We start from the raw sequence: 14,487 nt of genomic DNA, 5'->3' as shown, positions 1-14,487 counted from the left end.
GAACGAGGGGCGAACAGCACACTCCGAACAGTCGTTCAACATGTGGCGCCCGACACCTTGCCCGAGACCGTCGGATCACTCAGTCGAGGGCCTCGCGTCGCCACAACTTGGCCGATGCCTCCAGATCCTCTGCCATCGTGGCGATCTGGGCTGCGCCGCTCGCGAGGCCGCGCACCGCGAGGGACTCGATGGGTCGCACGTCGTCGCGGGAGGCGCGCCCGGCGGCGACGACACGGCAGAACGCCCCGGCTCGTTCGAGCGCGCCGGCGAGGTCGCCGGTGAACACCCCGGTGAGCACGGCGTCGGCGAGACGACGCATCTCCTCGGGCCCCGGCGGCGTCGCGACCCCGGCGATCGCGCCCGAGACCTGGGCGAAGGCGAGGCCGTCCCGGTAATCCGTACTGGCTCCGGCGCCATCGCGGCGCACCCACTCACGCAGGGCGTAGAGGCGCCACAACGCCCCGGGCAGGCTGCGCGCGGGCCGAGCGGCCCACAGCTCGGCGACGGTCGACAGCCCGATGTCGTCGACGAGCTCGACGAGCCGGCGGGTCACCTCGGGATCCTGCCGAGCGCGCCCCGTGCGCACGACGACCGCGGCCGTCTCGTGCGCGATCTGCGTGATGACCGCCGGGTCGAGCCGGTCCTGGGCGAAGGAGTCCAGCGAGGCCGGGTCGAGCATGACCGGACGCCGCGGCCGCGGGGTACTCACCGAGACGCCGGTCCCACGACGACCACGGAGTCCGGCGGCAGATGCACCGCCTCTTCGTCGATCGTCGTCGTCGCGTCGAGCGCGAGGAGGACGACGGAGTTGCCGGGCGGGGAGACGAGGTCGAGATCGACGGGCTCTTCTGCGAGGTTGACCGCGATGCGGTGATCGCCTCGAACGACGACGAGCGAGCCGTCGACGGGCCCGGGTTCGACGCGCACCGAGGCGAGGTCACCCGAGGAGAGGTCGGGCCGGGAACGGCGCAGCGCGAGCAGGGCGCGGTACCAGGCGTACATCCGCTCGTGCACGCCGGTGTGGACCTCGCTCCAGTCGAGCGTCGAGGCCTTGACGGTCTCGATCGACTGCGGGTCGGGCACGTCGTCCTCGGTCCAGCCGTGGGTCGCGAACTCGCGACGGCGGCCGTCGCGCACCGCCTGGGCGAGTGCGTCGTCGGTGTGGTCGGTGAAGTACTGCCACGGCGTCGAGGCGGCCCACTCCTCCCCCATGAAGAGCATCGGGGTGTACGGGCTGGTCAGCAGCAGCGCGGCTCCGGTCGCGAGCCGCCGGAACGGCACGGTCTCGCTGAGCCGGTCGCCGCTGCGGCGGTTGCCCACCTGGTCGTGGGTCTGCAGCGACACGACGAACGCCGAGCCGTCGACGACCTCGGGGTCCACCGACCGGCCGTGGGTGCGGCCGCGGAACGTCGAGAAGGAGTCGGCGTGGAGAAACGGCGAGGTGAGCACCGACTCCAGGGCGTGCGGTGCGGCGAAGTCGGCGTAGTAGCCCTGGATCTCGCCGGTGAGTGCGACGTGCAGCCCGTGGTGGACGTCGTCGGCCCACTGGGCGTGCAGGCCGAGGCCACCGCGTTCTCGCGAGGTGACGGTGCGCGGGTCGTTGCGGTCGCTCTCGGCGATGAGGTACAGCGACCGTCCGCTCTCCTCGGCGAGGTCGTCGACCGCCGTGGAGAACTCCTCGAGCACGTGAATGGCCCGGTCGTCGTGCAGTTCGTGCACGGCGTCGAGGCGCAGCGCGTCGAGATGGTAGTCACGCAGCCACGACACGACGTTCTCGATGAGATAGGCGCGCACCGTGTCGCTGTCGGGCCCGTCGAGGTTGATCGCCGCACCCCAGGGCGTGTGGTGACGCTCGGTGAAGTACGGGCCGTAGGAGAGCAGGTAGTTGCCGTCCGGACCGAGATGGTTGTGGACGACGTCGAGCGCGACGGCCAGACCCCGGTCGTGCGCGGCGTCGACGAAGCGCTGCAGCGCCACCGGCCCGCCGTAGGGCTCGTGCACCGAGTACGGCGCGACCCCGTCGTAACCCCAGCCGTGGACACCCGGGAACGAGGCGACCGGCATGATCTCGACGATGTCGACCCCGAGTTCGACGAGGTGGTCGAGCCGTTCGATCGCGGAGTCCAGCGTGCCACCGGGAGTGAACGTCCCCACGTGCAGCTCGTAGATCGTCGAGCCGGCGAGCTCCACCCCCGCCCAGTCGTCGTCGGACCACTCGAACGTGTCGAGGTCGACGACCTGCGCTCGTCCGTGGGGGCCGTCGGGCAGACGCCGCGCCGCCGGGTCCGGCAGCACCGGGCCCCCGTCGAGGGAGTAGCCGTACCGGGCGCCGGCCTCGGCCGGCAGCCGCAGCGTCCACCACCCGTCGGGCAGGGGTTCCATCTCGTGGCGGGCGCCGTCGAGCTCGAGCTCGACGCGCTCCTTCGCGTACGGCGCCCACACCGTGAACTCACGCTGGTGGTCGCGACGGACTCCGGCTGCGGCGATCGAGGGCAGTTGCGTCATCGGGCTTCCTGCGGGGTGGTGGTGGCGGGCGTGCGGGTCGTACGAGGTCCCGGGGCGGCGCTGCGCCGGCGGCTGTGCCGGTGGTTCTGTCGGGTCATCGCTGGACGAGGACGGCGACCGGGCGGCGGTCGAGCACCTCTGCGAGGCGCTGCTCCCCGCCGCCGATCGTCTTACCCGTGAGGACGTCGTTCCACTCCCCCTCCTCGAGGACGACGGTGGCATCCCCCCAGCCGCCGTCGGCGGCGAGGCGGGCGGGGGCGCGGGTGACGAACGTCGTCACCTTGCCGGTCCTCGCGAGACCGAGGGCGCCGGCGAGGAAGTTGCCGGTGTGATTGCGCACGAACCCGACGAGGTGGTCGCGAACCCGAGGCTGTGCCGACTCGACGGGGGCGTAGGTGGCGCTCTCGAACAGTTCGGGCGACTCCCGCCGCAGGCGCAGCAGCGTGGTGGTGACGAGCAACTTCTCCACGTCGAGAGGGGTGGTGCCGTCGACCTTCGGCAACTCTGTCTCGACCCCCGTCTCGTCGACGGCGGCGAGCAGCGCGGCCCGGAGCTCGTAGTCGACCGGCCGACGGTTGTCCGGGTCGACGAGCGAGAGGTCGACGATCTCGCAGCCCTGGTAGGTGTCGGGCACACCTGGCAAGGTGAGCTGAAGCACCTTCTGCGCGAGAACGGTCGCCCGCACGGCCTCGGCCTGCGTGGCGAGCGTCGCGTCGACGACGTCGTGCAGGCGCCCGTCGCGGATGAGCTTCTTGGCGAACTCCACGACCCGCGCCTCGTAGTCGGGATCGCCGTCGACCCAGGCGGTGTGCTCCTTGGCCTCGCGCAACGCCTTGAGCAGATACTCCTCGAGGCGTTCGTCGCTGATCGCCCCCACGCCGAGCAGGGTCTGCCACACGAGGTGCGCCGTGGGGGTGTCGATGCCGAACTCCTGCGCCTGCTCACGACTGATGGCCGAACACGACTCCCACGCCTGGGGATCGCCGGCGACGGCCAGCAGCCGGGCGCGCACGTCCTCGCTGCGCTTGGTGTCGTGCGTCGAGAGCGCGACCATGCCGATGGGCCAGTGCCGCTGCTGCCGTTCGGCCCAGGCGCGCAGGTCGGCGGGCGAGCCGTGATCGAGCAGCTCGGGGTCGCCGCCGACCTCGTTGAGCGCGACGAGGCGGTGGTGGCGGTAGAACGTCGTGTCCTCGATGCCCTTGGCCATGACCGGACCCCACGTCTGCTGCAGCCGGATCGCGAAGTCGACGGCCGCGGCGTTCGCGTCGTCCTCCGCGACGGCGAGGGTCGCGAGCTCGCGAAGCTCCGGTTCGAGATCGGGGCGAGCCTCGAGGGCCGCGGCGAACGCCTCGGTGAGCCGCTCCCGGGCCTGCGGGCTGAGCCGCTCGTCGGGACGCACGTACGCGCGGTACACCTCGCCGGCCACGAGCAGTTCGACGACGGCCTCGCGCAGGCGCTCGGGTTCGAACTCCGGGAGCACCTCACGGGCGCGGCGGGTGAGCCGCTCGACCTCCGGGCCGAGCGACTGCGCGACGACCTGGCGCTTGGCGGCGTCGACGGCCTCGCCGACGGTGTGCGCGCCGCCGGCCTCGTCCCACGTGCGCGTGATCACCCCCGCCACCGAGGGGTCGGTGTCGACGAGGGCCGCGGTGATGGCGCGCATGCCGTCGTAACCGGTCGTACCGGCGCACTTCCACGACGTCGGCAGCTCCTCGGTGCCCTCGAGGATCTTCTCCACCCACACCGGCGTGCCGCGGCGCGTGGCCCGGTGGAGCTGGTCGAGGTACCCGGCCGGGTCGGCGAGGCCGTCGGGGTGGTCGATGCGGAAGCCGTCGATGAGCCCCTGCTTGTGCAGCTCGAGGAGCAACGCGTGGGTGGCCTCGAAGACCTCGGGGATCTCGACCCGCACGGCGATGAGCTGGTCGACCTCGAAGAAGCGACGGTAGTTGAGCACCGTCGCCTTGTCGCGCCACGACGTGAGCCGGTAGTGCTGGCGTTCGAGCACCTCGCGCACGGGCGTGTCCGCGTCGCCCTCGGTGCCCAGGGCAACGGGCAGCACGTGTTCGTAGTAGCGCACGACCGGCTGCACGAGACCGTCGATCTCCATCTCGTCGAGCGTGATCTCGTCGTTCTCGAGCACCTCGTCGAGGTCGGCACCCAGGATCGGCAGGCCGATGCGTCCACCGCCGGCCTTCCAGTCGATGTCGAACCACTCGGCGGTCGAGGCGTCCCGACCGTCCTTGAGCAGCTCCCAGAGGGGGCGGTTCACGTACTCGGGGGCCACGAAGGCCATGTGGTTGGGCACGATGTCGACGATCACGCCCAGACCGAACTCGCGGGCCCGCTCGGCGAGGAGCTCGAAGCCCTCACGACCGCCGAGTTCGGCGGAGATCCTCGTGTGGTCGACGACGTCGTACCCGTGCATCGACCCCTTCGCCGCCTGGAGGATCGGCGAGAGGTACAGGTGCGAGACCCCGAGCGAGGACAGGTACGGCACGAGCTGCCGTGCGTCGTCGAATCCGAAACCCTCGTGCAACTGCAGTCGGTAGGTACCGGTGACGTTCATGGCAGGGGGCTCCTCGTGGCGAGCTCGGACGCGACAGCGCGCGCCGAGCGGCGCACGCCCGCCCCACGGTACTGGTCCAGCCGTTCGATCAGCGCGCCGAGTCGGCCCACCTTGGCGCTCGGCGCGTCAGGAGGCGACCGCGAACAACGCCTGGCCAGGCCGACAGACGACGGCCCGGCGCCATTCGAGCGTCTGCGCAGCGGACTGGCCCACGAGCCCTCCCCCGCCACCTCGTTCAGCGCGTCGACCGCCGGCAGAGGCCGACCGGTGGTCTCGTATCCCTGCTCGCGCAGGATGCCGGCCATCTCGGCGTCGCCGGCGGCCACCTCGAGAAGAACCTCATGTGCGCGCTGCTGCTCGGCCCACTCCTGCACGCGATCGAGCAGGAGCCGGGTCGTCGCGTCGGCGGCCGCAGGGGTCGGCAGCACGAGCAGGTGACGAACGATGACGACGCGATCCGCGTGCTCGCCGTCGGAGTAGGCGGCGACGAACGCGTAGGGCCGGTCGTGGGAATCGCGGGCGATGAGCATGAGGCGACCGGCGCCGCACATGCCGGCCATGCGTTCCCGCCAGGCCTCGGCGGGTCGGGGTGCCTCGGCGACGGCCATCGCCAGGTCGGCGCACTGACGGGTCGCGTCGGCGCGGACGACCAGGTCACGAAGAACGGGCCAGTCCCTGGGGGTCGGGGTGTCCATCCGGCAGGAAGAAGGAAGCACGCTGGAAACATACGTCCGACTGCATTCAGTCACATGGGGACCGAAGTTAATGAACCATCACCATGTCGTTCAGTCCGAGCCGGGCGCCGTCAGTCCAGACGACCCACGTCGACGACCCGGAACACGAGTTCGCCTGCCGCGTCCGAGGCTTCGAGATCGACCTCGGCCCAGATGCGCCAGTCCCGGTCCCCCGCAGGATCATCGAGGATCTGTTGAACGATCCAGTATCCGGGCTCGCTCTCGGTGTCGAGGACGAGCATCGAGGGACCCCGAGCGTCGGGGTCGGTCCCGATCGAGTCGTGCTCCTCGTAGTACTCCTCGAGCGCCGCGTCCCAGTCGTCGGCGTCCATGCCCGGCGCGCCGGGGGTCGCCGGCGCATCGAGTACCCCGAGTTCGTCCACGCGCCGCCGCGCCGCGAGCTCGACGCGCTGCCAGAGGGCGTTGCGCACCAACACCCGCAGGGCGCGCGGGTTGCCGGTGAGCGGGCGCGTCTCGGCGGCCTTGGCGCGCACCTCCTCGATGCCGCGGGTCGCGAGCTCGGGATCGGTGAGCACCTCCCATTCGTCCAGCAGCGAGGAGTCGGTCTGCCGAACCACCTCGCCGAGCCACTCGATGAGGTCGTCGAGCTCCTCGGTCTTGGCCGAGTCGGGCACCGTCTGCCTCAGCGCCTTGTACGCGTCGGAGAGGTAGCGCAACACGATGCCCTCGGCGCGCGCGAGCTCGTAGAACGCGACGTACTCGCCGAACGTCATCGCCCGCTCGTAGAGATCCCGGACGACGGATTTGGGCGACAGCGCGTCGGGGTCGAGCCACGGGTGGGTCTGGCGGTAGGTCTCGTAGGCCGCGGTGAGCAGCTCCTCGAGGGGTTTGGGCCAGGTGACGTCCTCGAGCAGCTCCATGCGTTCCTCGTACTCGATGCCGTCGGCCTTCATCTCGGCGACGGCCTCGCCGCGCGCCTTGAACTCCTGGGCGCGCAGGATCGGGCGGGGATCGTCGAGCGTCGCCTCGATGAGGCTGAGCACGTCGAGCGCGTAGAGCGGGTCGTCGCGGTCGAGCAGGTCGAGCGCCGCGAGCGCGAAGGGGCTGAGGGGCTGGTTGAGGGCGAAGCCGCGTTGGAGGTCCTCGATGACGCGCAGGGTGCGGCCGGTCTCGTCGGGCTCGTCGAGCTTCTCGACGACGCCCGTGTCGAGCAGGGTGCGCAGGATCTCGATGGCCTGGCGTTGCAGCCGCGCCTGCCGGGCCGGTGGCTCGTGGTTGTCGGTGAGCAGTTTGCGTACCGCCGTGACCGCGTCGCCCTCGCGCTGGATCATGTTGAGGATCGTCGCGTGACTCACCCGCATGCGGCTGACCATCGCCTCGGGCTCCGCGTCGCGGATGCGGTCGAAGGTGTCCTCGCTCCAGTTGACGAACCCCTCGGGCGCCTTCTTGCGCTGCACCTTGCGGCGCTTCTTCTCGTCGTCGCCGGCCTTGAGCAGGGCCTTGTGGTTCTCGATGACGTGGTCGGGGGCCTGGACGACGACGGCGCCGCTCGTGTCGAACCCCGCTCGTCCGGCCCGCCCGGCGATCTGGTGGAACTCACGCGACTTGAGCAGCCGCTGCTTGGTGCCGTCGAACTTCGTCAACCCCGTGAGTACGACGGTGCGGATGGGCACGTTGATCCCGACCCCGAGCGTGTCGGTGCCGCAGATGACCTTGAGCAGGCCCTTCTGCGCGAGCGTCTCGACGAGGCGGCGGTACTTGGGCAGCATGCCGGCGTGATGGACCCCGATGCCGTGCTTGACCAGGCGTTGGAGGGTCTGGCCGAAGCCCTTGGCGAACCGGAATCCCCGCAGCTCCTCGAGGATCTGTGCCTTCTCCTCCTTGGTCGTCACGATGATGCTCATGAGCGACTGGGCGCGTTCGAGCGCGGCGGCCTGCGTGAAGTGGACGACGTAGACCGGCGCCTGGTGGGTCGTGAGAAGCTCTTCGAGCGTCTCGTGCAGCGGCGTCATCGCGTACGTGAACGTCAGGGGCACCGGGCGCTCGGCGCCGGTGACCACGGCGGTCTCGCGGCCGGTGCGGCGGGTGAGGTCGTCGGCGAACATCGACACCTCCCCCAGGGTCGCGCTCATGAGGAGGAACTGCGCCTGCGGGAGCTCGAGGATCGGCACCTGCCACGCCCACCCACGATCCGGCTCGGAGTAGAAGTGGAACTCGTCCATGACGACCTGGCCGATGGGCGCGCCCGCTCCTTCACGCAGCGCGATGTTGGCCAACACCTCTGCCGTGCAGCAGATGATCGGCGCCTGCGAGTTCACCGCGGCGTCGCCGGTGAGCATCCCGACGTTCTGCGCTCCGAACGTCGCGCAAAGGTCGAAGAACTTCTCGCTGACGAGGGCCTTGATCGGCGCCGTGTAGTAGGTGCGGCGCCCGGTGCGCGCGAAGTCGGCGAGCGCGAAGAAGTGTGCCCCCATCGCGACCAGCGACTTTCCCGATCCCGTCGGTGTCGCGAGGATGACGTTGCTGCCGACGACGAGTTCGAGCAGCGCCTCCTCCTGGTGCGGATACGGCTCGACCCCGCGCGCCTGCACCACCCAGTCGACGAACGCGGCGAACAGGTCGTCGGGATCGGGAGCCGAGGTGTCGCCGGGCGCGACGGGGGCCTTGGCGTCGTTTGAGCGGAGGCCGGAGAGCACGTCGGTGAGCGTGGGGGCGGGGGTCGTCGTCATGAGGTCTCCATCCTCCCAGACCGTGCCCGAGCGCCCCGCCCGGCGCCGCAGTGCGCGGACGTCTCGATGCTCACGCCGCCGATCGGGGAACGTGTGCACGTGTTGGGCTCTCCGAGCAGCTCTCGTACGGCGTGCGCGGTAGGCCCGAAGCGTGCACGGACGACGGGAGGCGTGCACAGACGGTTCCGCCACCACCGGCGGGAGCGCGACGAGGGCTCCTCGACGTCAGACGAGGAAGCGGTAGAACGGGCTGTCGGCGGGGATGCGTTCGATCGTCATCGGGCTCTCGCCCATGCGCTGCAGCAACCCCTCGAGATCCTCCGGGCGGGCGAGCTCGATGCCGACGAGCGCCGGGCCGGATTCGCGGTTGCTGCGCTTGACGTACTCGAACAGCGCGATGTCGTCGTCAGGGCCGAGGATCTCCTCGACGAACCGGCGCAGCGCCCCGGGTTCCTGGGGGAACGTGACGAGGAAGTAGTGCTTGCGGCCGAGGTCGACGAGCGAGCGCTCGACGATCTCGGCGTACCGCGACACGTCGTTGTTGCCGCCGGAGAGGATGACGACGACGTCCTCACCCGGCCGGACGTCGACCTTGTCGAGCAGCGCAGCAGACGACAGCGCGCCGGCGGGCTCGGCGATGATGCCGTCGACCTGGTAGAGGTCGAGCATCTCGGTGCAGATGCGGCCCTCGTCGACGGTGACGAGCTCGACGTCGTACTGAGAGACGATGTGGTGGGTGAGCGTGCCGGCCCGGCGCACCGCGGCGCCGTCGACGAAGGTCTCGATGTGCGGCAGGGTCACGGGCTCGCCGGCCTCGACCGCCGCGGCGAGGCACGCGGCGCCGCTGGGCTCGGCTCCGACGATGCGGGTGCCGGGGTGCCGCGAGGCGAGCCACGTGGCGCAGCCCGCGAGCATGCCCGCACCACCGACGGGGATGACGATGACGTCGGGGGCGTGGCCGAGCTGCTCGGCGATCTCGATCGCCATCGTGCCCTGGCCGGCGACGGTGTCGGGGTGATCGAACGCGGGAACCATGACGGCGCCGGTGCGCTCGCAGTCGGCGAGCGCGGCGGCCGCTGCGTCGTCGTAGGTCTCGCCGTCGACGATGAGGTCGACGCGGCCACGACCGAGCACCGCGATGCGTTCTCGCTTCTGTCGTGGCGTCGTGCTCGGCACGTAGATACGACCGTCGAGGCCGAGCTGCGCACACGCGAACGCGAATCCCTGCGCGTGGTTGCCGGCGCTGGCGGTGACGACACCCTTCTCCCGCTGCTCGGAGGTGAGCTGCGCGATGAGGTTGTACGCGCCACGCACCTTGTACGAGCGCACCGGCTGCAGATCCTCCCGCTTGACCCACACGTTCGCCCCGGTGGCCTCCGACAACCGTGCACTCGGAATCAGCGGCGTCTCCCGAATCACCGAACGCAGCCTGACGAAGGCGGCTTCGACGTCGAGGGCAGTGATGGGAGTGTCGGTGACGGTCACCGTTCCATCGTGCACCCGCTGCCCGAGGCGTGGGACGCGGGGTCCGCATCGCGGTCGCCCTGAGCCGGGGCGGCGTGCCCGGACATGCCACGACGCCGGAACCGCAGCGGTTCCGGCGTCGCGACGTGACGATGGCGCGTGCGGTTCGTCACCGCAGGCTGACGCGGTTCCAGGAGCGTGCCGTCCAGACGGTGAAGATCACGGTCGCGAGCAGCACCGCGACGATCATCCCGCCGGGCAGCGCGTTCGGCTCGGCGCCACTCATGGCGGCTGCGAGATAGTCGACGCCGACGAGGTGCAGCGCTCCCCCGTCGACCGAGATCCCCAGCGGCAGGGCGAAGACCGAGGCGATCATCACGGCCTGCATGACCAGGTACAGCGCGATCCAGACGACCACGGGGCCGAAGGCGCCGAGCGACGACCACCGCGGGCCGCTGCCGATCGAGGCGGCGAAGTAGTACTGCACCAGGTAGCTCCAGGTGAGCAGCAGCACGGCGACGGCGAGCGCGACCCACGTCATCGGCGTCACGGTCTGCAACACGTCTCGGACGGCCGTCGCGAGATAGGTGAACGCTTCCGTGCCGGCAGGTCGCTGGTGGCTCGCCGCGACCAGCGCGGGCAGCAGGGCGAGGAGACCCGCGACGACGTACCCGGCGACGACGACTCCCGCGCCGTACAACAACCGGGCGGCGTAGATGCGGCCTCCGGTCAGCGGGATGCTGTGGACGAAGTAGCCCGTTCGGCCGTAGGCACTGCGCCAGTAGTCCACCGCCATGGCGATGAGCAGGACGGGGATGTAGGCGCCGAGCGAGACGACGGCGATCACCATGCCCAGGGCCTGGGCCGCCCCGAACGGCGTGAGCGCGAGCAGCGACCCGACGACGACGAGAAGAGCGACGATGCCGGTGATGACACCGAGCATCCCCTTGGTGCGAAGGAACTCGTGGCGAAGCAGCGTGGTGGTCATCGGTACGTCTCCCTGAAGAGCTGGTCCAGTCCGACGCCGTGTTCGGCGCGGAGGTCGTCGATGTCGCCGGAGAGGATGATGCGGCCGTGCCGCATCATGACGACGGAGTCGAGCACGGGCTCGAGATCGTGCACGAGGTGGGTCGAGATGAGCACGAGGCTGTCCTCGGGCGGATCGCAGAGGATGGCCCGAAGGAGGGTGTCGCGGGCGGCCGGGTCGACGCCCGAGATCGGCTCGTCGAGCAGGTAGACCTGCGCGCGCCGCGACATCGCGAGCGCGACCTGCACCTTCTCGCGCATGCCCTTGGAGGCGTCCTTGAGTCGCATCGACGTCTCGAACCCGAACGAGGCGATGAGCTCGCGCGCCTTCGCCTCGTCGAAGTCGGCGAAGAAGTCGCGGTAGAGACGCAGGCAGCGCTCGATGCGCGCACCGTCGGGCAGGAAGCTCGTGTCGGGCAGGAAGCTGACCCGCGCCTTGGACTGCGGCCCGGGTCGGTGCCCGGCGATGATCACGTCGCCGTCGTAGTCGTGCATGACCCCCGCGAGGATCTTGAGCAGGGTGGTCTTGCCGCATCCGTTCTCACCGAGCAGGCCGACGAGCCGGCCGGGCCGCAGCGTGAGGTGGAGGTCGTCGAGCGCCCGGTTGCGCCCGTAGCTCTTGGTGAGTCCGCGTATGTCGATCGCGGCCTGGTCAGTCATCGTCGGCCTCGGTTTCGTCGGCGGGGCGGTGAGGGTCGTCATGGTGGTTCCACCTCTTCGCGAGGAGTGCGGATGCGTCGGCGAGCGGGATGCCGAATCCCTTCGCCTGCGTGATGAAGTCGTCGGCAGCGCCCGCGGCGAGCGACTGTCGAAGGCTGTTGATGCGGGCCTCGTCGTCGGTGACGAAGCGGCCTGCCGTGCGTTCGGAGCGGCACAGTCCGTCTCGATCGAGTTCGGAGAGTGCGCGCTGGACGGTGTTGGGATTCACGCCGAGGTCGCCGGCCAGTTCGCGGACCCCGCCGATGCGGGCCCCCGGCGGCCATTCGCCGGTGACGATGCGGCGCGAGAACTCGTGGACGAGCTGGTGCCAGATCGGTCGAGACTCGTCGAAGTCCATCGCCATCCCTGCACCTCCTCTCGCGTATTGCTGTATTAGGTACTTAATACAGTAAGACGGCGGGTGGTGTGCGTCAAGGGTCGAGTCACCCGTGCTGTCGACGGAGGTGGTTAGGGTCCGTCCATGACGATCAGCGACACCGACCGCCGCTTTCTCCGCCGCGCCGTCGACCTCGCCGCGCAGGCGCTGCGGTCGGGCGACGAACCGTTCGGCTCCGTGCTCGTCTCCGGCGGCGGGGACGTGTTGTTCGAGGACCACAACCACGTCGCCGGCGGGGACGCGACGCAGCATCCGGAGTTCGCGATCGCGCGCTGGGCCGCCGAGCACGTCTCCCCCGAGGACCGCGCGCGGTGCGTCGTCTACACCTCGGGCGAGCACTGCCCGATGTGCGCGGCCGCCCACGCGTGGGTGGGCCTGGGGCGCATCGTCTACGCGATGTCGGGAGCTCGACTGGCCGAGTGGGCGGCCGAGGAGGGCCTGCCGGCCTCACCGGTCGCGCCGCTGCCGATCCAGACCGTCGCCCCCGGCCTCGTCGTCGACGGCCCCGACCCCGAACTCACCCCCGAGGTCATCGCCCTCCATCGACGCGCCCGCGGCTGACAGGGCTCCCGGAGGAACACCGCGCGCAGCGGGCACGTGAACGGCCCCGAACCCTGCCGAGGCAGCCGCGTGCGGCATACTTCCCTGAGGATTCTTCACGCGCGCGTGAGCACCGGAACTCCGGTGGCCGAATCCCGGGCCTCTAGCTCAGTTGGTAGAGCACCGGACTTTTAATCCGCTGGTCGTCGGTTCGAGCCCGACGGGGCCCACCACACCGCTCGCACAGGCGGTTTCACCCGGTTTCGTGCGACGAAAGTGCCTGTCCGAGCGTCGTCCGCCTGACCCCGACGCTCAAACAGGCGGTTTCAACCCGGGGACGGTACGAAAGCGCCTGTCCGACCGTCCTTTCACGGCCCAGACAGGCGCTTTCGCTTGCTTCTGCGCGGTGGTGTCAGCGCACCCAGTCCTCGACCAGGCGGCGGTGGCGGGCGTCGGCCTCGGAGATCGCGGCGACGACGGCCTGGCGGTCGGCGTGGTGGTCGGTCGAGGCGTCGGCGGGGCGGACGAATCGGTTGTCGACGAAGTCGATGTGGTCGGGCAGGCAGTCGGCGACCTCGTCGGAGTAGCGACGCACGACGTCGTACACGCCGACGCGCGTGCCGTGGGGCATGAGTTGGCCCTCGATGAAGTCGAAGGGGTTGGTGTCGCGGCGTCCGTCGGTGGCTTCTTCCCACGTGGCGACGGTGATCGTGCCGTTCGGACGAGGGGTCGTGGTGTCGGACATGGCCTGATCTCCTCGGCTCGTGCGATGAGGTGAAGCGACGACCCCGTTGGCGAGCACTCCGTCGTCCGGAGCCCTCGCGGTGCGCCGGACGGTGTCCAGTGTGGCCGACGCGACACCGAATCCGTGGATCCTGCGCGTGTCGACCCGCACTGTTCACCGTGCGACGACTGGCCGCCCCGATGCAAACCGTGTGGTGGACGCACCCCGGGCAGTCCGCGCACTCCACGCGATGAGAGGCGCCCACGCGCGCCTCACGTCATCCGTGCACGTCTCCCGCACTCGATGCACGCGCGGTACGGCGTGTCTGGACGACCGAACCCGTGCATGGCCGCCGCCACCGGCTCCAGCGACCCGCCGCGACACCGACACCCGCGCTCGACGTCACCGTCCCCGCGCCGCCACGTCCCGCACCTCGTCGACGCCACCGCGGACACCGTCGGTGTCGACCGACTCCTCGGTCTCGCCACCGGGGCCGCCGCTCTCGCGGGTGCCAAGCGCGGCGCCGCCGAGGGGCTCCTCGAGCCAGCTGATGATGCGACGTCCCGACGCGTCGCCCTCGACGACGATCATCGCGGTGTTGGACAGCCAGTGGGCCGCGGCGTCGTCGAGGTCCATGCCGTCGGCGCGGGATCCGGCCCAGTAGCGCAGCACGGCGCCGTGGGAGAAGAACACGGCGGTCCCGTCACCGACGTGCTCCTCCACCTCGGCGACGACCTCGTCGAACCGCTCGAGCACCTCGCGCCCGGTCTCCCCACCCGGAAGCCGCCGGTCGAGATCGGATCCCCACCCGAAGACGCACTCGATGTACGCCTCGATGGCGGCCCCGTCGTTACGCATCTCGAGGTCGCCGGCCGCGATCTCGCGGATCCCCGGCCGCATCCACGGCTCCAGGCCGCGCTCCTTCGCGAGCGGCGCGGCGGTCTGCTGGGTGCGCACGAGGTTGGAGACGACGATGAGGTCGATCTGCTCATCGGCGAGGGCCTCGGGGACGGCCGCGGCCTGCGCGCGGCCGAGATCCGACAGGTCGGCTCCCGGTGCCGCGGTGTCGAGGTGGTGTCCGATGTTGGACATCGTCTGGCCGTGGCGGATGAGAAGGAGTCGCATGCCTCCATCATCACGCA

General features: G+C 70.5%; 12 protein-coding genes and 1 tRNA gene. 2 read left to right on the top strand and 11 right to left on the bottom strand.

Features of this window, described 5'->3' with window-relative positions:
- Nucleotides 1–79: 79 nt before the first annotated feature.
- The 9 genes from BN1197_RS10905 to BN1197_RS10865 form a co-directional block, all read right to left on the bottom strand.
- Nucleotides 80–709, bottom strand: a complete 630-nt coding sequence (locus BN1197_RS10905; RefSeq protein WP_390622712.1) for a hypothetical protein — start codon at nucleotides 707–709, stop codon at nucleotides 80–82.
- Nucleotides 706–2,505: a malto-oligosyltrehalose trehalohydrolase gene (gene treZ / locus BN1197_RS10900; protein WP_052466526.1), complete on the bottom strand. Its 1,800-nt coding sequence runs from the start codon at nucleotides 2,503–2,505 to the stop codon at nucleotides 706–708. Before treZ ends, BN1197_RS10905 begins: the two co-directional genes overlap by 4 nt.
- Before the next feature lie 94 nt (nucleotides 2,506–2,599).
- Complete coding sequence (gene treY, locus BN1197_RS10895) at nucleotides 2,600–5,071, bottom strand: malto-oligosyltrehalose synthase (protein WP_040159410.1); 2,472 nt, start codon at nucleotides 5,069–5,071, stop codon at nucleotides 2,600–2,602.
- The gene (locus BN1197_RS10890; RefSeq protein WP_141397270.1) at nucleotides 5,068–5,787 is read right to left on the bottom strand and encodes a GNAT family N-acetyltransferase; all 720 of its coding nucleotides are present in this window, start codon (nucleotides 5,785–5,787) and stop codon (nucleotides 5,068–5,070) included. Before BN1197_RS10890 ends, treY begins: the two co-directional genes overlap by 4 nt.
- Nucleotides 5,788–5,876: 89 nt before the next feature.
- On the bottom strand, nucleotides 5,877–8,495 hold the full coding sequence (locus BN1197_RS10885) for a DEAD/DEAH box helicase (RefSeq protein ID WP_040159406.1): 2,619 nt from the start codon (nucleotides 8,493–8,495) through the stop codon (nucleotides 5,877–5,879).
- 225 nt (nucleotides 8,496–8,720) lie between these two features.
- Nucleotides 8,721–9,980 carry a threonine ammonia-lyase IlvA gene (ilvA, locus tag BN1197_RS10880; RefSeq protein WP_095999899.1) on the bottom strand — a complete coding sequence of 420 codons (1,260 nt, stop codon included), beginning with the start codon at nucleotides 9,978–9,980 and terminating at the stop codon, nucleotides 8,721–8,723.
- A gap of 148 nt (nucleotides 9,981–10,128) precedes the next feature.
- Entirely contained in the window at nucleotides 10,129–10,947 is an 819-nt protein-coding gene (locus BN1197_RS10875; RefSeq protein ID WP_040159402.1) for a hypothetical protein, read from the bottom strand.
- Nucleotides 10,944–11,645 carry an ABC transporter ATP-binding protein gene (locus tag BN1197_RS10870; protein ID WP_040159400.1) on the bottom strand — a complete coding sequence of 234 codons (702 nt, stop codon included), beginning with the start codon at nucleotides 11,643–11,645 and terminating at the stop codon, nucleotides 10,944–10,946. The genes BN1197_RS10875 and BN1197_RS10870 overlap by 4 nt, the downstream gene beginning before the upstream one ends.
- Nucleotides 11,638–12,048 carry a GntR family transcriptional regulator gene (locus BN1197_RS10865; protein WP_245851892.1) on the bottom strand — a complete coding sequence of 137 codons (411 nt, stop codon included), beginning with the start codon at nucleotides 12,046–12,048 and terminating at the stop codon, nucleotides 11,638–11,640. Before BN1197_RS10865 ends, BN1197_RS10870 begins: the two co-directional genes overlap by 8 nt.
- A gap of 117 nt (nucleotides 12,049–12,165) precedes the next feature.
- On the opposite strand from BN1197_RS10865, the gene BN1197_RS10860 reads away from it, so the two are divergent.
- Both BN1197_RS10860 and BN1197_RS10855 read left to right on the top strand, forming a co-directional pair.
- The gene (locus BN1197_RS10860) at nucleotides 12,166–12,642 is read left to right on the top strand and encodes a nucleoside deaminase (RefSeq protein ID WP_040159398.1); all 477 of its coding nucleotides are present in this window, start codon (nucleotides 12,166–12,168) and stop codon (nucleotides 12,640–12,642) included.
- Between the two features lie 136 nt (nucleotides 12,643–12,778).
- Nucleotides 12,779–12,854, top strand: a tRNA-Lys gene (locus BN1197_RS10855).
- A gap of 179 nt (nucleotides 12,855–13,033) precedes the next feature.
- On the opposite strand, the gene BN1197_RS10850 is transcribed toward BN1197_RS10855, so the two are convergent.
- Nucleotides 13,034–13,366: a hypothetical protein gene (locus tag BN1197_RS10850; RefSeq protein ID WP_141397269.1), complete on the bottom strand. Its 333-nt coding sequence runs from the start codon at nucleotides 13,364–13,366 to the stop codon at nucleotides 13,034–13,036.
- Between the two features lie 381 nt (nucleotides 13,367–13,747).
- Nucleotides 13,748–14,470, bottom strand: coding sequence for a histidine phosphatase family protein (locus BN1197_RS10845; RefSeq protein ID WP_052466523.1), 723 nt, complete (start codon nucleotides 14,468–14,470; stop codon nucleotides 13,748–13,750).
- Nucleotides 14,471–14,487: the final 17 nt, after the last annotated feature.

Source organism: Mobilicoccus massiliensis (genome assembly GCF_000826525.2).
Lineage (GTDB): Bacteria > Actinomycetota > Actinomycetes > Actinomycetales > Dermatophilaceae > Mobilicoccus > Mobilicoccus massiliensis.
This window is presented reverse-complemented; position numbering and strand designations above follow the sequence as displayed.